This window comes from Salinicoccus siamensis (assembly GCF_055391965.1).
Genome location: NZ_AP043765.1, coordinates 1,248,415 through 1,266,225, shown reverse-complemented (window position 1 = coordinate 1,266,225; position 17,811 = coordinate 1,248,415). Strand labels below are relative to the sequence as shown.

General features: G+C 40.4%; 13 protein-coding genes and 2 pseudogenes. 12 read left to right on the top strand and 3 right to left on the bottom strand.

The features are described 5' to 3' along the window. The first annotated feature begins 3 nt into the window (after window positions 1-3). The 6 genes and pseudogenes from ACZ5LF_RS06580 (at window position 4) to ACZ5LF_RS06555 (ending at window position 6,801) form a co-directional block, all read left to right on the top strand. The gene (locus ACZ5LF_RS06580; protein ID WP_380569248.1) at window positions 4-684 is read left to right on the top strand and encodes a FadR/GntR family transcriptional regulator; all 681 of its coding nucleotides are present in this window, start codon (window positions 4-6) and stop codon (window positions 682-684) included. 151 nt (window positions 685-835) lie between these two features. Then, a pseudogene (locus tag ACZ5LF_RS06575) lies at window positions 836-2,541 on the top strand (L-lactate permease). A 99-nt stretch (window positions 2,542-2,640) separates the two neighbouring features. Further along, a complete protein-coding gene (gene mqo, locus ACZ5LF_RS06570; RefSeq protein WP_380569240.1) occupies window positions 2,641-4,125 on the top strand; it encodes a malate dehydrogenase (quinone) in 1,485 nt (494 codons plus the stop codon). 417 nt (window positions 4,126-4,542) lie between these two features. Further along, window positions 4,543-5,358 (top strand): ZIP family metal transporter, encoded by an 816-nt coding sequence (locus tag ACZ5LF_RS06565; protein ID WP_380569239.1) that lies wholly within the window; start codon window positions 4,543-4,545, stop codon window positions 5,356-5,358. A 168-nt stretch (window positions 5,359-5,526) separates the two neighbouring features. Further along, a pseudogene (locus ACZ5LF_RS06560) lies at window positions 5,527-6,484 on the top strand (IS30 family transposase). Next, a complete protein-coding gene (locus ACZ5LF_RS06555; protein ID WP_380569238.1) occupies window positions 6,478-6,801 on the top strand; it encodes a type ISP restriction/modification enzyme in 324 nt (107 codons plus the stop codon). The pseudogene ACZ5LF_RS06560 and the gene ACZ5LF_RS06555 overlap by 7 nt, the downstream one beginning before the upstream one ends. Before the next feature lie 86 nt (window positions 6,802-6,887). Here the strand turns inward: ACZ5LF_RS06555 and ACZ5LF_RS06550 are convergent, their stop codons facing one another. Beyond that, window positions 6,888-7,439: a recombinase family protein gene (locus ACZ5LF_RS06550; protein ID WP_380569237.1), complete on the bottom strand. Its 552-nt coding sequence runs from the start codon at window positions 7,437-7,439 to the stop codon at window positions 6,888-6,890. A 759-nt stretch (window positions 7,440-8,198) separates the two neighbouring features. Here ACZ5LF_RS06550 and ACZ5LF_RS06545 point away from each other — a divergent pair. The 5 genes from ACZ5LF_RS06545 to ACZ5LF_RS06525 all read left to right on the top strand — a co-directional run bounded on the left by ACZ5LF_RS06545 (window position 8,199) and on the right by ACZ5LF_RS06525 (window position 14,460). After that, a complete protein-coding gene (locus ACZ5LF_RS06545) occupies window positions 8,199-9,488 on the top strand; it encodes a hypothetical protein (RefSeq protein WP_380569236.1) in 1,290 nt (429 codons plus the stop codon). After that, window positions 9,488-11,554: an McrB family protein gene (locus ACZ5LF_RS06540; RefSeq protein ID WP_380569235.1), complete on the top strand. Its 2,067-nt coding sequence runs from the start codon at window positions 9,488-9,490 to the stop codon at window positions 11,552-11,554. The genes ACZ5LF_RS06545 and ACZ5LF_RS06540 overlap by 1 nt, the downstream gene beginning before the upstream one ends. After that, entirely contained in the window at window positions 11,538-13,388 is a 1,851-nt protein-coding gene (locus tag ACZ5LF_RS06535) for a DUF2357 domain-containing protein (RefSeq protein ID WP_380569234.1), read from the top strand. The genes ACZ5LF_RS06540 and ACZ5LF_RS06535 overlap by 17 nt, the downstream gene beginning before the upstream one ends. A gap of 386 nt (window positions 13,389-13,774) precedes the next feature. Beyond that, on the top strand, window positions 13,775-14,158 hold the full coding sequence (locus ACZ5LF_RS06530) for a hypothetical protein (RefSeq protein ID WP_380569233.1): 384 nt from the start codon (window positions 13,775-13,777) through the stop codon (window positions 14,156-14,158). Between the two features lie 2 nt (window positions 14,159-14,160). Further along, window positions 14,161-14,460: a type II toxin-antitoxin system RelE/ParE family toxin gene (locus tag ACZ5LF_RS06525; protein ID WP_380569232.1), complete on the top strand. Its 300-nt coding sequence runs from the start codon at window positions 14,161-14,163 to the stop codon at window positions 14,458-14,460. Window positions 14,461-14,720: 260 nt separating this feature from the next. Here the strand turns inward: ACZ5LF_RS06525 and ACZ5LF_RS06520 are convergent. Continuing rightward, window positions 14,721-15,856, bottom strand: a protein-coding gene (locus ACZ5LF_RS06520; protein ID WP_380569247.1) for an IS3 family transposase whose coding sequence is annotated in 2 segments (ribosomal slippage) — window positions 14,721-15,610 and window positions 15,610-15,856 — 1,137 coding nt in all. Because the reading frame shifts where the segments join, the coding sequence is not laid out codon by codon here. A 181-nt stretch (window positions 15,857-16,037) separates the two neighbouring features. Further along, window positions 16,038-17,157, bottom strand: a protein-coding gene (locus tag ACZ5LF_RS06515; protein ID WP_239416372.1) for an IS3 family transposase whose coding sequence is annotated in 2 segments (ribosomal slippage) — window positions 16,038-16,890 and window positions 16,889-17,157 — 1,122 coding nt in all. Because the reading frame shifts where the segments join, the coding sequence is not laid out codon by codon here. Window positions 17,158-17,491: 334 nt separating this feature from the next. Here ACZ5LF_RS06515 and ACZ5LF_RS06510 point away from each other — a divergent pair. Further along, on the top strand, window positions 17,492-17,785 hold the full coding sequence (locus ACZ5LF_RS06510; protein WP_380570574.1) for a hypothetical protein: 294 nt from the start codon (window positions 17,492-17,494) through the stop codon (window positions 17,783-17,785). Window positions 17,786-17,811: the final 26 nt, after the last annotated feature.

Sequence of the window (17,811 nt, the reverse complement as noted above, 5' to 3'; positions counted from 1 at the left end):
ATAATGAGAAAAAGAGTATACGAAGAAATAACCGACATAATCCTATCAGATATCAAGTCTGGAAAATTAAAACCAGGCGATAAATTGCCTACAATATCAAAAATGGCAGAAACCTACCAAGTATCCCAAGCTTCAATCCGTGAAGCACTAAATAGTCTCAAAGTGTTGGATGTCATTCAAGTTAAACACGGACAAGGTTCATTTATCAATGAACAGATGCCCCTTGGATTCGAACAGAACTTCGAAATTATTACAAAATCAGATATAACGAATCTTCTGGAGTTACGGAAAATCATAGAAGTCGGTTGTGCTGGCGCTGCTTGTAAAAAAGCAGATGCCCTTCATTTTGAAAAAATGGAGAAGGCGCTAAAGAAAATGGAGACGGCAGTCGAGAACAATGAGTTAGGTGAACAAGCAGATTATGATTTTCATATGGCTATAGCTGAAGCGACAGGGAATCCACTGCTCATCAATCTGTTAGAAGATGTTTCAGAGACGATGATCCGTACAATGAGAGAGACGAGAAGACTATGGTTGTATGAAACACAGAAATCGATCGAAAAAATTTATGAGGAACATAAACTCATATATAAAGCAATAAAAGATAAGAATGAAGATGAAGCCACCAAAAATATGTTGTCTCATTTGAAGGAAGTAGAAGAATTATTATTAATGCATTATTAAAGAATCTCAAATGAGATTCTTTTTTTATACTTCGATATTTTGAAAAAATTTTGACATTCGGAAAGCGGTTACATATAATTTCAAATAGACATATGGTCATCAGATGACTTAAGTTTAGTTATAATATTTCTAGAAGTAAGGGGAGGGTACTTTGACATTTTTGAGTTTGCTGCCAATACTATCAATATTCTTCTTTCTTGTAATTCTCAGATGGTCAGCTAAAAAAGGTATGTTCTACAGTTTCATAATTACAGTGTTGATCGCATTTTTTGGGTGGCAGATGGGCGTTACTGAGATTGCAGCCGCATCATTTAAAGGGGTACAGTACTGCTACTCAATGTACTTAAAGAGAGCGGCGCTGTAGAAACAATCCGAACATCTTTTACAAGCATATCCCCAGACAGAAGGGTACAGGCGATCATTGTCGCATGGTTGTTCGGTACTTTCCTGGAAGGTGCTGCAGGTTGGGGAGCGCCGGCAACCGTAGTGGGACCTCTACTTATTGCGTTAGGTTTCCCAGCACTTGCCGCCGTTATGGTTGCATTGATGCTTCAGTCTACACCTGTTTCATACGGAGCAGTAGGTACGCCTATTTTGGTAGGGGTAAATACCAGTCTAGAAGATAAACCAGTTGTAAACTCGTTCCTGGATGCAGAAGGCATGGAATTGTCAACATTCATATTCAATGTGGGAGGCCAAGTATCCATATTCCATGCGATGGTTGGATTATTTATCCCGCTTTTCATGTCAGCAATGCTGACTAAATTTTTTGGTAAAAACAGAAGCTTCCTGGAAGGGCTTAAAGTATGGCCGTTTGCAATTTTTGCAGAACTTGCATTCGTCGTACCCTATTCCCTTACCGCTAATTTTCTAGGACCTGAGTTCCCATCAATTATAGGGGGATTAATAGGTCTTGCAATTGTAGTGCCTTTAGCCAGAAAAGGGTTTCTCACGCCTAAAGAAACATTTGTATTTGAGCCACGTGAGAAATGGCACGCATCGTGGATCAGTCAAATGGCCGGCGATGCTAGAGCTCCAAAGAAAATTTCAATGTTCAAAGCATGGCTGACTTACGTGCTAGTAGCATTATTATTGGTTGTGACAAGAATTGATGCGCTTGGACTAAAAGCGTTGCTTTCAAGCTGGGTTGTGTCCTTTGATGACATTCTTGGTACAGGGATAACACACAGTCTGACTCCGTTGATGATTCCTGGGACCGTCTTCATTATCGTAGCAATTCTGACAGGATGGGTACATAAGTTGGATGTTAGAGGCATGGGGGACGCATTCAAGATATCTTGGAAAACAATTCTATCAGCGATGGCTGCATTGATAGTATCAGTGCCTCTTGTGCAAGTATTCATTAATTCTGGTATTAACGGGGCAGGATATGAATCGATGCCGTTAGTTTTGGCACAAGCAGCCGCAGGCCTTTTCGGAGATAGTTGGCCTTTGATATCTCCTACTATAGGGGGGTTAGGTGCATTTGCAGCAGGAAGTAATACCGTGAGTAACATGATGTTTGGGCTATTCCAATTTGGTGTAGCGGAGCAGATCAACATGAGTCCTTTAGCCATAGTATCCCTTCAAGCAGTGGGTGGTGCAGCAGGTAATATGATTTGTGTGCATAAAGTGGTGGCAGCGAGTGCAGCTGTTGGAATGGTGGGTAAAGAAGGTACCATCATTACAAAGCTGCTTATACCTACAACTTTCTATCTTCTGTTTGCGGGTGCAATCGGATACGCATGGGTAAATGGTATTGGCTTTAATATTGGGTTTCTTTTAGTCCTGGCTATCCTTACACTGATTGTTTTCATGATTTTACGTTCATATAAAATGGTGGAAAGAAAACAGTAGGAATCATCTATATTGAGGTATCACTATGATTATATGATGCTGAGAGAAGATTATATTGATGTAATAAAAAAATTTATGAATAGGAAAGGCGGTCATAAAGTGGATGTTTCAAAGCCAAAGAGTGTCATATTGATAGGCGCTGGTGTATTGAGCGGTACATTTGGTTCATTTTTAAAAAATATAGAACCAGACTGGAATATCAAAGTTTTTGAAAGACTGAACGAGCCTGCTATGGAAAGTTCGAACGAAAAAAATAATGCTGGAACAGGCCACGCAGCATTGTGTGAGCTGAATTATACAGTCGAGCAGGAAGATGGCTCGATAGATATTGAGAAGGCAAAAGAGATAAATGAACAGTTCGAGGTCTCTAAGCAGTTCTGGGCACATCTAGTTAAAAATAATGAAATACAAAACCCTAGGGAGTTTATACATCCTTTGCCACATATCAGTTTTGTCCAAGGTGCAGATAATATGAATTTCTTGAGAAAGCGGTATGAAGCGCTGTCTCCACTGCCGATGTTCGAAGGAATGGAATACTCAGAGGATTTCAATCAGCTTAAGGAATGGATGCCGTTGATGATGGAAGGGCGCCCGTCGGATCAGCCTGTTGCAGCGAGTAAAATTGACTCGGGTACCGATGTCAATTTCGGCGAGCTCACCAGGAAGTTGATGAAAAACATCAGTGAACATGACAATGCACAGGTGCATTATAATCATGAGGTGCTTGATTTCGAGAGAAGAAGAGATGGCAAGTGGGGCGTCAAAGTGCGTAATCTAGAGGATGATACAGTCGACTATCATGTGGCGGATCATATTTTTATCGGAGCAGGGGGCAACGCTATACCACTGCTCCAGAAGACTAAAATTCCCGAGAGTAGAAACCTGGGTGGCTTCCCGATAAGCGGTGCATTTCTAGTCTGCAGCAATCCTGAAGCAGTCAAAAAGCATAATGCCAAAGTCTATGGAAAAGAGCCGCCAAACACGCCTCCTATGACTGTTCCACATTTGGATAGACGTTATATTCAAGGGAACGAAAGTCTGCTATTCGGCCCCTTTGCAGCCATAGGCCCTAAATTTCTTAAAAATGGCTCCAATTTAGATCTCCTCAAATCCATCAACCCGAGCAACATAATGACCATGTTATCGGCAGGCGTCAAGAATATGCCACTGGTCAAATATTCCATCGAGCAGGTCATGATGGATAAGGATGATCGAATGAAAGAGCTGAGGAAGTTTGTGCCTGATGCGAAAGATGAGGACTGGGACTTGTTGGTAGCGGGTAAACGTGTGCAAGTGATCAAGGACACCGAAGATTACGGCAAAGGATTTATTCAATTCGGAACGGAAGTGGTACATTCCAAAGATAATACTGTCATCGCAATGCTCGGTGAATCGCCAGGTGCTTCTATATCTGCATCTGTCGTATTGGAAGTCTTTGAGAAAAATTTCCCCGAGTATAAAGAAAAGTGGGCCCCCAAGATAAAAGAAATCATCCCTTCATATGGGCAATCGTTAATAGAAGACGTTGAATTGTTGAAGGAAATCAGGGAAACAACCTCGCGGGAACTCGGTTTAAAAGCGTAGTGAGAGTGCCTCAGTATATTCATAAATGCGTTACGGCTCTAAATTTCAAAAGATCAGCAATGGCGTAAGTCATATGCTGATCTTTTTTCTATGTGGTGTGAATTGCAACTATCTAACGAAGAGAAAAGAATAATATTATTTACAATTTTTTTCTTGAAACACATAATAATTTAGAGTAACCTAAAAATTATATTCATACTTACTAAATAAGTATGATACGGTTGTCGAGAATTGAGTGGACGACCCTTTCCTAGGTTTTCAAGGTCATCATTCTTTCTCCATTGCTGTTGACTAAGGTCTGGCTAAAAAAGTATGTTACTTTAGTTCAAGCGTTTAATGGGTACTGAATAATGGTTATAGAAAACACAAGTTATCGCTCGAAATCTTAAATATTTTTATAAGGAGGATTCATGCAACATGGTTGATTATTTTCTGGGGTTGGACCCGATTCTACAAGCAACTATTGCCACACTCTTCACATGGGGCATGACTGCGCTTGGCGCAGCGCTTGTTTTTACAACAAGAGGTTTTAATCAACAATTTATGGACGGTATGCTCGGTTTTGCTGGTGGGGTCATGATTGCTGCAAGTTTCTGGTCTTTGTTGGCTCCAGCATTGGAAAGAGCCGAAGGTGGCGCTCTACCGGCCTGGGCACCAGTTGCCATTGGCTTTTTAGCTGGCGGAGGGTTCCTCTGGTTAGCCGACAAACTGCTTCCACACCTTCATCCAGGGCTGACCATGGAGTCAGCTGAAGGACTTAATCCAGAACGGAAAAGACGCAGTACGCTTCTTGTACTCGCTATTACATTGCATAATATTCCGGAAGGTTTGGCTGTTGGGGTCGCATTCGGTGCTGTGGCCGCGGACCTGCCGTCAGCCTCACTTGGTGGTGCCATAGCACTGGCGATTGGTATCGGTATTCAGAACTTCCCTGAAGGTTTGGCTGTATCGATGCCGCTCAGACGTGAAGGGATGTCCAGACGGAAAAGTTTCGCCTATGGACAGGCATCTGGTATCGTTGAACCAATCGCCGGGGTTACAGGCGCACTTGCAGTAATATTCATGCAGCCACTGTTGCCATATGCATTAGCCTTTGCAGCAGGCGCGATGATCTTCGTTGTCGCTGAAGAAGTCATTCCTGGTTCCCAGGAAAATGGCAATACCGATCTTGCCTCCATGAGCCTTATGATCGGGTTCACCATTATGATGATTCTCGATGTTGCACTAGGCTAGATATCATTCGATTAGATTAGTGAAATCAGTAACAAGAATCCCCGTCATTAAAATGACGGGGATTTTATATTACGCCGATTGTAAAATTAAGCTAGACACATAGAAAGAGCCACTCGTGATACACTCAAAATGGTTTTCCAACCAAAGAAAACATAGGAGTGATCACGAATGACCGACACCCATCTTAGCACGGATGAACTGGTAATCATAGCATCCTACTTTCATCAGAACATCCCTGTTTCAAAAATCTCGAAACGGGTCTGCCGGGCCCGACAGACGGTCCATAATGTTGTGGCTTTTTTCAGAGCCGGCCACAGCGCATTGGACTACTACCAGCGCTACAAGGCAAACAAGCAGCGCTGCGGCCGGAAACGGACAAGACTGCCAGCGGACCAACACGCATATGTGACAGGAAAAGTGGCCCAGGGCTGGACACCGGATGTGATTGCCGGCCGGCGTGACCGTAAGATACAGTGTTCCAGCCGCACATTGTACCGCATGTTCAAGCGTAAGGACTGTGATGTGTCCACATTGCCAATGAAAGGCAAAAAACCCCAACGGTCATAAGGAACGCCGGGGGCGACAGACGTTCCGGCGCAACATTTCCGAAAGGGTGGACGACTATCCAGCGTTCAATAAAGAATTCGGCCATCTGGAGGGCGACACTATTGTCGGTGTGCGACATAAAAGCGCCGTCATCACGCTGGTTGAACGGCTATCGAAAGTCATCATCACATTGAAACCTGAAGGTCGGACGGCCAAAGATATCGAAACTGCCATCAATACGCGGTGTCACTGGGTGCCGAGAAACCTGTTCAAGCCCATCACTTTTGACTGCGGTAAAGCATTCTCCAACTGGCAGTCAATGAGCAATCGAAATGACCTGGCCATCTACTTCGCCGATTCGGGCACACCGTCACAACGCGGGCTGAATGAACATTCCAATGGTCTGCTCATAAGGGATGGACTGCGTAAAGATATGGATTTCAACACAGTCGACCACGCTTTTATCTCATCGGTCGCTGCAAGAAGAAACCATATACCGAGAAAATCATTGAACTACCAAACACCATTGGAAGTATTTTTGAGTTACATGGGTGAAAAAGAACTGTCTAGCTTATGTTGACAAATGAAATAATTAAGAAAATGAAGCATCCTAAACGTGATCAATTCGATACAATTATATTTAATGAAGACATTACAATAACAAATATTCCAAAAGAGGCGTATGAATATGTTGTGAATGGAAAATTTGCGATAAAGTGGGTCATGGAACAATATCAAGTAAAAAAAGATTCTAAGTCTGGAATAATTGATAATCCCAATGATTTTTCTGATAATGAAGAATACATTTTTAATTTATTGTTGAGAATCATTAATGTCTCTGTCCAAACTATTGAATTAAAGAATGATTTACCCCCGTTAGAAATAGAAGAAGACTAATGGGGCGTTAGGAGTTGAATTGATTTAAATAGTAAAACTTTTACACATATTTTATCCAAAAGTAAAATCAATTATTAATTCTTTATTCACTGTTTTCTTTTCGCCCGTTTCAAGGTACTCATGCTGATCCCCGTCATTTGTTCCACTTCTCGGTAGGAATGGTTTTCCAACAACTGAAGCGCATGATCGATCTGCTTCTTATTATATTTTTTCGGCCGGCCTTCTCGGAAGTCCGGTCGTTTTTTTGCTAGGGCTTTTTCATCCTGGGTCCGTTCGACAATCATGTCACGCTCGAACTGTGCAAATGATGTCATGATATTAAAAATCAGTCGTCCGGTCGGTGTGTTTTCGATAATCCCCATATTTAAGACGTGCACCCGTATCCCTCGTTCAAATAAATCCTCAATGATACTCGTTGCATCATTCGCGGAACGTGCAAACCGGTCCAGTTTCGTCACGACTAATGTGTCTCCCTGATCCAATCGATCAATCAGTTCATTAAACTCTTTGCGCTTTTCCCGTTTTGTCCCCGTCACAAATTCCTGGTAAATTTCTTCGCACCCTTCTTTTTTGAGTTCCTGAATCTGTCCTTCCAAATCTTGGCCTCTTGTTGACACTCTCGCGTACCCGAATTTCATGAAAATCGCCCTCACTTTTGACCATAAGTTATGACACCATTTTATCTACTGATTTAATCACATCAGCTTATCGGTGTCAAAACTTCAAAGTTATGGACTGTTTCCATTAGAAAATTAATAAATGAATAAATATTATTTTAATGCTGCATGGTGGTTGAATTGATGATATGTAATACATATCCACTTTATAAGTGTGAATTACAAGCTAGATTCTTTTTCCACGGCATATATCTTGAAACTGAGTCTTCAGTTAAAGGATAGGACTGCGAAATACTCAGTTTCGAGATATTGATTTAAATACAGAGGTTAGAAACTAAATTCTCTGCTTCTGATTTGATTTAAGTTTTTGAAATAGATAGTAAATTAGTCTCGGGGTCATTTGATATGATATAATTCGTGTAAATATTTCCAGTTAATTATAGTAGGGAGCTGAATTTTCTAGATTTTTGACGTTTACTTATCTATCAGTTTACTTATTTATCAAATGATGTTTTACAGTATTCTTGTCCATGCGATTGTCCTTTATTTTGGATTTGGAGATGAATCCCCTAAGCTAACCATTATAAAGTACTTTTCAATGTACCTGAATAAGTTCTGACCATTCTGCTGAAGTTATTTATGCAACATTAGTGAGAGAGCCTATTGCCACTATTAAAGAGAACTGCCATTAAATGTTACTGATTGAAGGAGGTGGTTTACCTTGAAGGATGAAACCTTAACTAAAAGACAATTGAATAATTCAAAAGTGAGGGGAGTTCCATGGATGAAATAAGGACGTTGGTGAAGACGCTTACGAAGGCGGAAGCTGCAACCATTGTGCAGAAGTTTGACATAAAAGTGCATGGGTTCCAGAAGAACTTCATTCGAGCCCCAGAAGAGATGTTGAAGAATTTTATCATCAAAGAGTTGAAGGCTGGTGCCAATCCTAGGTCAAACAACAAACGGAAAGGTAAAAAGCACACAACGGTTCAAGAGGTGTTTGAGTTCATCAGTTCATCTTTTATTAATGATCATCCAGAGGTCGAAGAGATGTCAGTGGAGGATTTGGCACTAAAGTTGGAAATGAACTATAAATTCTCAAAAGGAGCGATTCTATCCGTCATTTATACACAGTTTCCTGATACTTATCAAGAGCATAAAGAGGTGCTGGAACGAAACGTAGATGAAGGTAGATCGTTGTTGGAGAGCATAGTAAAGCAAATGTCATCCGAAGAAAAAATGGAGGTGTTGAGAGAAGAGTTCTCCGATGAAGAGTATATATATGAACGATTGAAAACTTACGTTGAGAAATCAAAAGAAATAATAGGCGATAAACGGTACGAAGAGTTCAGACAGAACGTAAATCTAGAAGGTGAGGCTAGCTTTGCAAATGAAGTGTCATCGACTCCTAAAAGCCAAAGACAATATCCTGTACTGGCTTTTTTAATGGAAAATAATCGCTACAAGGATGAGAGATATAAAGATTTTCTGATGTATGTAGAGCGATGGTTTGAAAGCAAAAAAGATGAGGATAATAGCTATGCTTTATCTGTTATGGAAGAAGAGGCGGAGAGCTTTCGGAAACAGTCTGACGAGAAGCAAAAAAAGTTAGATCAACTTTGTACTGTTAATGAGAAGAATGATGAATTAACTTCTTTCTTGCAAGAGAAGGAAAAAGAAAACCAAGAATTACGAGATCGAATCATAGATCTATCTAATTGTCAAAGTATCAACAAGCCGTTCATTGATTACTTCCAAAGTTTATTAAGGCGTAGAGGTGCAGTTATTGTCACAAACGACCGAGAGCTATTTACAGGAACGGAATTGATTGATTATGTCGAGAGTTTAGAGACGTTCCACCAACATAAAAGGATGAAAGATGTAGCGAGGTACAAGAACAAAATGGTTCTTATATCTAGAGCTGCTTTTTCTACAAGTGCGGAATGGTTGGTGACTAAAAGGTATCTAGAGAATAACGGAATACATTACTACGAGTTATCGGGATATGACTTAAGCGAATATTTAAACCAAGTTGTGGATTACCTCCACAGAGAGAGGGTGCGAATTTAATGACATTTGCAGAACAAAATGTTCAAGAGATTTCCCAAGCGGACAGACAAAGAATTGAAGAGTGTTATATTTTAGGGAAGATAGCGGAGGATAATAGTTCATTTCCTCGTCTAGGGGCAGAGTTTGACCGAGCTGTTACGTATTCCAAAGATGGAATTGACAGGATTGTATTCTTCATTAAAGCTCTGTCAAGAGAGCCAGAACTATTGAAACGTTTGTTGGGTAAGAACAAAGACGAATTTTATATTTCTTTTGACAATCGTAACAAGAGATATTTACAAAAGGTCGGATACTTTGAACAAGATAACCCAGTGGAGTTTTTAAGAGAACATTTCAAAGGGAAACTAATCTTGTTCAAGCCAGAATTGACATACGATAAAAAAAGAGAAATGTATCACTACAACTTAGAGGTACTGCTGGTTGAAAAAGCGGCTAGTGAAGAAGAAATGCAGGAAGAGTTTGTCCCTGTTCCTGAAATGAGCACTTCCACTCCAGCTACTCGGTTTGAGAGAAAGTTATTGGATGAAAAACCAATAGAGTTGAGTTGCTATAACCACGCCTTTGAGGTACCAGAATTTATCATTTGTGATAGTTACATTTATCAAATTCCAGATGATACAGTTTTGGAAAAGTACAAAGCGAATTCCAATATGTATATCTGTCGTAAACCAGAATCTATTAAGAGAATTGACATTCCAGAAGATTACGATCGGAATATGCGTATGGTACATAAAGAGATTGCATTCATTTCTAACAACAACCGTTTAAGCTGGATTGATCAATTTGAAGAAGAAGGTACGTCGATTGCAGAATTGGAGAGACAAAAAAAACTAGAAGAAAAAAAGGCATCTGAAGAAAAGGTGAGGGAAGAGAAAACTTCTCAAGAGCAAGTATCCGAAGAAGATGTTGCTGATAAAATTGGTGAAGGGGACTTCATTCTTCGTCTTGATTACCTGGCGAGAAAAAAGAAATTGAGATATTCACTTGAGGATCTGTACAATTTCCATACCTCGTTAAAGACATCCAATTTTACAATACTGGGTGGCATGAGCGGAACGGGTAAAACACAATTAGCTATGCTATATGCAGAGGCAATGAAAATTGAGGAAGGGGACAATCTTCTCTTTGTACCTGTTAAGCCCTCGTACACAGAGCCAAGTGATTTGTTAGGGTTCTTGAATCCTCAAACAGGAGTATACACAGAGAGTGATGTAGGACTTGTTTCTTTCTTGAATCGTGCAAGTAAAAATGAAGACAAGATGCACATGGTTGTGTTTGATGAAATGAACTTAGGTCAGGTCGAACACTATTTCAGTGATTTTATATCAATATTAGAGTTAGAGACGGGGGAAAAGCGCCTTCGGTTGTTCAATAAAGGGGCGATGTGCGTTCAGGAACATCTGAGGGAAGGTATCCTGATTGGAAATAATGTTTTGTTCGTCGGAACAGCGAATTTCGACGAAACAACGAGAGATTTCTCAAATCGGATGTTGGATCGAAGTAACGTCATTCTTCTAGAGAAGACATCGTTTGCGGATGCTTACAAACACGAAATCAATGAAAATATTGAGAGTCCGACTGATTATGCGGATCAGGAGAAGAATGAAATCAAAAACCCTGATGCTGAAATTACCGCAGACATCTATGAAGAGTGGGTTGTGAATAACGGGAAACGATTAGCTTCGTTGGAAGAGCGGGAGTTATCTATCCTCGATAAGTTACATGAAGAGATTAGTAATTTTGATTCTCAGACAGGAGTATCGTTTCGTATTGCGGAGCAAATTGGTCACTATTTGGATAATATTCCTTGTGATGAGAGTGGCGTTCCGTTCTTGAACAGGAATACTGCTTTCGACTTCCAAGTCAAACAACGAATTCTTTCTAAAATCAGAGGGCACAGAGATCAAATCGAAAAACTAGTTGGACGATACGATGAAGAGAAGGGATACTCAGGGGGACGTATTAGTTCTGTACTTGACACGGAAGATCGAAATAATTGTGAAAAATCTATTGCGTACCTTGAACAAAAGGCGAAAGAGTTGATGCGAAATGGCTACACATTATAAAGGGGAAGTCTTACCTTTTCGATGCTATTTTGAAGATCGATTCGGACGTCCTTATGAAGTAGAGCAACTATGGAAAAGTGAAGAAGATATAAATGTTTCAAGACTTACAGTTTTGAAAGAGAACTCTCGTATTGGACTTCAGTTTTATGTTGATGAAAGAGAGGTTCATGACTCAGAGGCAGTTTGTAAGATACAAACAAATATATATGACTCCTCTGATGAACAGGTTGTATTTAATCATCCTTTGCAAGTGGGAAGAGGAAGAAAGAAGTGGCTTTATCAAGCTAATGATAACGAAGAGTTTCCATGGCGTATGGGGGTATATTTTATTGAGGTGTTTTTTGGTGGGGAAAGGTATGTTGGGGGAATTAACATCCTCCCTCACCACCTTGATGAGTCTCAAGTGAGGCATTTACATGAGTATTTAAATGAGCAGGTGCAAGATATTATCTATGACTTCGTGTATAGCAACAAAACCTTGTCAAATGATGAGGGGGCGGACTTACCGAAGTATTGGTACTATGACTACGCTCGTAAGATTGCGGAAATTTACGACGAATATATGTACTGTATGACAGCGATAGAGAGAAACCCTCACGATTATATCCAGACATCCTATAAACCTTCTGTACGCGCGGGAAAAATAGATCACAAGAGCATTCGTTGGGCGAGTTCGAATAAAGGGTTAGCTAAGAATGCAGGTGTCCAACAAAGTAATTTTCAATTGAACAAGAAGAAAATAAGAAATTTTGATTCTAAAGAAAATCGCTGGTTGAAAAACATTCTGCTTATGTGGCGGAAGGACTTGCTAGAGGTGTCTTCCTACATCGAAAATGATTTGGATAGTTATCAGCGTAAGTTGAAAGAGCAGCAAGATAAGCATAATAAGGTGAAGCAAGAAAAAGGAATGCTTTTAGCAAAAAGTGACACTGGTGAAAATACAAAAAAAGATATCAAAAGCCAAATGTATATGTTAGAGAAAGATATCAAAAAAACTAGAACAAAGGTTTCGATTTTGAATGAGCAACTTGGAGTTTTAGAAAAAATGGAGAGTAAGCTCATTTTTTTTCTCGATAACTCTTTCCTTAGAGATGTTGAACGTGGGTTTAGAAAGCCATTTTTGAAAAAGAATCAATACTTTCGAGTGGATGCTATATTTGAAGAATTGAGAAAGATTCGAGAAAATAAGGGGGAAGACACTCAGATGACTCCGATTCTTAAACCTACATGGCAAATATACGAGTATTTCTGTCTTTTTAAAGTGGTTAAGACATTCACGGATAAAGGGTTTGAAATCGTGCAAGGCATTGACGATGATGTGTTAAACCTTTATTTCGAAGATCGGATACAAGAAGGGACTAAATTTGTCTTGGAGAATGAGGAGAAGACAGTGCACTTGTGGTATGACCATTACCATCCTCATACCGAAGAAGAGGCTATTGAAAGAGGGGAGTACTTCTACACAAACCTTGCAAAGAAGAAGCCTGATCTTAAGATAGATGTATTTAAGAAGACGGAAGACGGGAAGTTGTTTGATACTTCGATAGTTATGGATGCGAAGTTCAGTCAACTAAGGAACATATATAATTCACAATATATGAATAAAACAACGGAACAATTGACTGAATACTATAGTTTCTTTTCCGTACTGGAAGAAGCGGGTTTCCGAGCTTGTGTGGATCGAGTGGTATGTTTATATGCAGGGGCTGGAACACAAGAAGTCCAAAAAAGATTGGGAGTTGTCACTTACTTAAGATTTCACCCTGAAATAGATGAGGACGGTCCTCGAATCGTAGGTGAAGAAGAATTGAAAGGTATACTCTCTCACATATAGTGGAGAGTGTCTGGGACATAACTAACTAAGACTCGTAGTAAAAAAGCTCCGAGCATCGTAAAAAGATGATCGGAGCTTTTTTGATATTGTTTTTTCTGGTTTTTTAGGACGGGATTTGCGCTAGTGGCGATATGTTTACGAAGATTTACCGACATCAGCGCAAATCCTAATTCATTTCCACGTGTATTTGGCAAGAGGAAAATGCATAAAACGGAAAACGCTTATGAAGTCAATTGCCGCCCATGTATCTCCTACGTGTGCCCTTTCATCTAGGGAAGCATTTGCGTATGCTATCCTGTAGTATTATAATTATAACAAGGAATCCTAGAAACAAAGAAACGATTTTTTGGTTTCTAGGAATATGTGGAAGAAGGAGGGGCATACTGATGGCTATAGAGGAAACTGTAAGGAGGAGTGGAGATATGGCTCAAGGACCTAGGAAAAAGTCGCGCCGTATAGCTATATCCAACAAACGCCAGATCACCGTGCCGAAAGAATATTACGATTACCTTGAAATGGATACTGAAGCCAATATAGAGCTAGAGGGGAACAAAATCGTGATCACCCCGGTCCGAGAAAATAATGATGACTTCTCCGAGTTTATCTTAAAAGACCTGATCGACGAAGGGTACGGAGGGGATGAACTGCTCCAGGAATTCAATCGTCGGAAGAATAACATACGCCCTGCGGTCGAAGCGTGGATCAAAAACGCTCAGGAAAACGCAGAGGACGTAGATTCTGTGTCGGACCTGTTTGACGAGGACGAATAGTCATGGACAAAGCGAAACTGAGAGTCCAGAACCCGGCCAAAAAGTTCTTCAAGAAAATCAAAGACAAACAGCTCAAAGGTAAGTATGAAGATGCGATCGAGACCATACGCTTAGACCCCTATCACGCGGGCGAACCGAAAACGGGGGACCTCTCGGGGGTCTACGGGTATGATATCCGCCATAACAAAACAGGGTACGAGCTTGCGTATACCATTGACAAAGATGAGGAGGGAAATATCGTCATCATTCTCCATGCTGGTACGCGGGAACAGTTTTACAAGGAACTGAAACGGTATTTATAGTGAATAGCATACATACATTCATCCACGGAAGGCGAAAGCATCGTCTTACGTCTTTTTTTAATACTTTTTCAATGGGGTAGTTTATATATAGATGAGCGTTCTCTAACTGATCGACCAGCTTAATTCAATAAGAAATGATGAGATAATTTAAGAAAGGGGATGTAAATGAAGAAAGAATATAGAGATTTCAAACTTAAAATCGACATAAAACCTTCTGCTTATCATTACAATACTTTCAGGAAGCACATTTCACTGGTATGTCAACAGTATTCTAGACAGTTTTTATAGAGTGCTTCCTTATACTCCTTCGGTGTCGTATAACCGAGGGCACCATGTGGTCTAATATTGTTATACCAATTCACATAATCAAATAGTTCAATTTTCAACTGTTGTATAGATATAAAATGATACTGTCTAATGAATTCAGTTTTCAGTGCCTTAAATGTCGTTTCAGCAACCGCATTGTCATAGGGACAGCCTTTCATGCTCAGTGATCTTTGGATACCAAATGTATCAAGCACATCATCAATCAAATGATTATCAAATTCTTTCCCACGGTCTGTATGGAACATTTGAACCTGTCTTAAATCATGCTTAATGGTACTCAGCGCCGCTGACACAAGATGGCTATCTTTATTTGGACCTGCACTATATCCAACAATCTCACGATTAAACAGGTCAATAAATATACATATGTAATGCCACTTTCCAGACACTTTTACATAGGTTAAATCACTGACGAGTACCTCCATCGGTGCTTGTCTAATGAAATTCCTACTGAGTCTATTCATGATATTTCGTTCATTGGATTGTGAGGGGTGCGGTCTATATTTCAATGAAGTATACGATGATACCAGCTTTTCTGCTTTCATAATCCGACCGATGCGTCTTCTAGAGACTTTGAATCCAAGTTTATTTAACTCATATTTAATTCTAAGTGTGCCAAAACACTGACGATTCGCATTAAATATCTCCACGACTTTATGGCTGATGACATCTTCTGAATCATCAACAGTCTGTTTATTCAATTCATAATAATAGGTACTTCTTGGAATTTTCAGGACTTTACACATTGCTGATACTGAATATTTATCGGCATTCTCTCGAATGACATCTATTTTCGTCCCATGATCAGCGCTGCTTGCTTTAAAATGTCATTTTCCATCTTAAGTTGTTGGTTTTCTTTTCTGAGCTGTCTCATTTCTCTTTCTTCATCTGTTAAGTTATCTAAATGATTGAAAGAACCTGTCGCCTGATGATTCTTGACCCACTTATCTAATGATGAGGGGGTGAGATCATACTCACGTACAATTTCAGATTTGGGTTTACCATTTTCAAATAATCGCACCATCTGTAGTTTAAACTCTGGGGTAAAGGTTCTTCTTGTTCTTGTCATAAAAAATCGCCTACTTTCTAAAGTGGACCCCATTGTCAAGACACGGATTTTACGAAAATAAGGTGGGGCCTCAGTTCTGTTCCTTCCCCGCTTTTCCGAGATCAGGTTCTGTCAAGGCGTACTGCCCTTGATAGGTTCTGACATCGGAAAGATAATTGTTCAAGGAGGAGCGGGGGCGCATCTAATGAATATGAATGGTGCCTGGTGTCTGATAGTCCAATGACTGATGCAGGCGCTCGTGGTTGTAGAATGCCATATAGTCACGGATATGCTGCCGTGCCTCCCTTGGCGTCCCATAGTCCTTCAAATATACCTCTTCATACTTGAGACTCCGCCAGAAACGCTCAATCATGATGTTATCCAATGCACGCCCTCTGCTGTCCATACTGATCTGGATGCCCGGCTGTGATTTCAAGAGCTCGATGTATCTAGGACTGGTGAAATGACTGCCCTGGTCGCTGTTGAATATTTCGGGCGTCCCACTTGCCAGTGCCCGTTGCACAGTATCCAGAACAAAGTCCATTTCCAGTGTTTGGTCCAGTTCCCAGCTGATGATATAGCGGGAATACCAGTCGATGACGGCGGTGAGATACACCCAGTGATTCTGAAGTCGGATATATGTAATATCAATACTCCACACCTGATTGGGACGGGTGATGGGCAGACCTTTCAACAGATAGGGATAGATACGGTGCTGCAGATTGCGCTTGCTCAGGTTGGGCCCTGGATAGATGGCCTGTATGCCCATTTCCCGCATATGCCGCTGGACCCGCTTACGGTTGATGGCGATGCCTTCATGTTTCAGTTTTTCGGTAATCCGGCGTGATCCATAGAATGGAAATCGGGTATAGAGCTCATCAATCCGGTGTTTGATGGCTACCTCTTCCGGTGAGGGCGTCACCGGTTTGTAGTAGAGACTGGATCGATTGAGACTCAGTAGTCTGGCTTGTTCCGAAATGGGAAAATCAGTGGCTGCCCAGTCCACCATTTCCATGCGTTCCTGTCTAGTCGTGGTAGATGCCAGATTTTTTTTTGACCCACGACAATTGCGTGGTGAGTTTTCCGACTTCCGCATAGAGGCTTTCTAGCTTCTCTTCATAGTCGGCTTTCATTCTGTCCAGATCTTTGGATTGGCTGTCAAAAATCTGTGGCATCTCCTGTAGGAACTGCTTTTTCCAATTATGCAGCTGGTTCACATGGACGCCACGTTCCGAAGCGATCTGGTTCATTGTTTTTTCTTCCTTCAAGACTTCCAACACAACTTGGGATTTGAATTCGGGTGTATATCTTTTACGTTTCATATACCTACCTTAACATCTCCTTCTTTCGCGTCTAAAATCCTGGGTCCATTATATTCTTTGATTTAACAATAACCTCCCTCATAGGAGTTGTCCAATCAAGTGTAGACGATTCACACAAACATTATGGAAGAAAATTAGAATTGAGTTATTACAAGAACACGATTACACTTGTTCTATTTGCAGATATGCCCCACCTGTAGAAGAATTGAAAAGACTTCACGTTCATGAAATAGAGGAGTATGCCAAAGATGAATTATTATGTATACTAAAAGATTTGAATTTAATTTGTGAATAATGCCATGCATTTCACCATATAGGAAGAACATTTAGTATTTTGGATAAGGATCGGATAAGTAAGCTGAAATCACACTTTGTGAAGGTTAATAATTGTTCAGAAGAGGACTTTGAAGAGTATTATAAAGCCGTTTTATCTCAAAAACGAAAAACAAGTTTAGAAACAATAAAAGAGCGTGTTGCTAATTATAAAGAAACAGCTATTACTAAAGAGAAATCTATTTTGGATGATACAGTTTTATATCGAATCGAAGGGAATATTCCTTATAAAGAAGAAGCTATCAAACAATTAACAGGTAAAGGATTATATCGGTTCTATGAAAATGAGGAATAACGATTTGTTGTATCAAAGAGAGGGAG

Coding starts and splice junctions, on each gene's coding strand:
- ACZ5LF_RS06550 (WP_380569237.1), bottom strand. CDS start 7,439: ATGAAATTCGGGTACGCGAGAGTGTCAACAAGAGGCCAAGATTTGGAA.
- ACZ5LF_RS06565 (WP_380569239.1), top strand. CDS start 4,543: ATGGTTGATTATTTTCTGGGGTTGGACCCGATTCTACAAGCAACTATT.
- ACZ5LF_RS06580 (WP_380569248.1), top strand. CDS start 4: ATGAGAAAAAGAGTATACGAAGAAATAACCGACATAATCCTATCAGAT.
- ACZ5LF_RS06530 (WP_380569233.1), top strand. CDS start 13,775: ATGGCTATAGAGGAAACTGTAAGGAGGAGTGGAGATATGGCTCAAGGA.
- ACZ5LF_RS06535 (WP_380569234.1), top strand. CDS start 11,538: ATGGCTACACATTATAAAGGGGAAGTCTTACCTTTTCGATGCTATTTT.
- ACZ5LF_RS06545 (WP_380569236.1), top strand. CDS start 8,199: ATGGATGAAATAAGGACGTTGGTGAAGACGCTTACGAAGGCGGAAGCT.
- ACZ5LF_RS06540 (WP_380569235.1), top strand. CDS start 9,488: ATGACATTTGCAGAACAAAATGTTCAAGAGATTTCCCAAGCGGACAGA.
- ACZ5LF_RS06555 (WP_380569238.1), top strand. CDS start 6,478: ATGTTGACAAATGAAATAATTAAGAAAATGAAGCATCCTAAACGTGAT.
- ACZ5LF_RS06525 (WP_380569232.1), top strand. CDS start 14,161: ATGGACAAAGCGAAACTGAGAGTCCAGAACCCGGCCAAAAAGTTCTTC.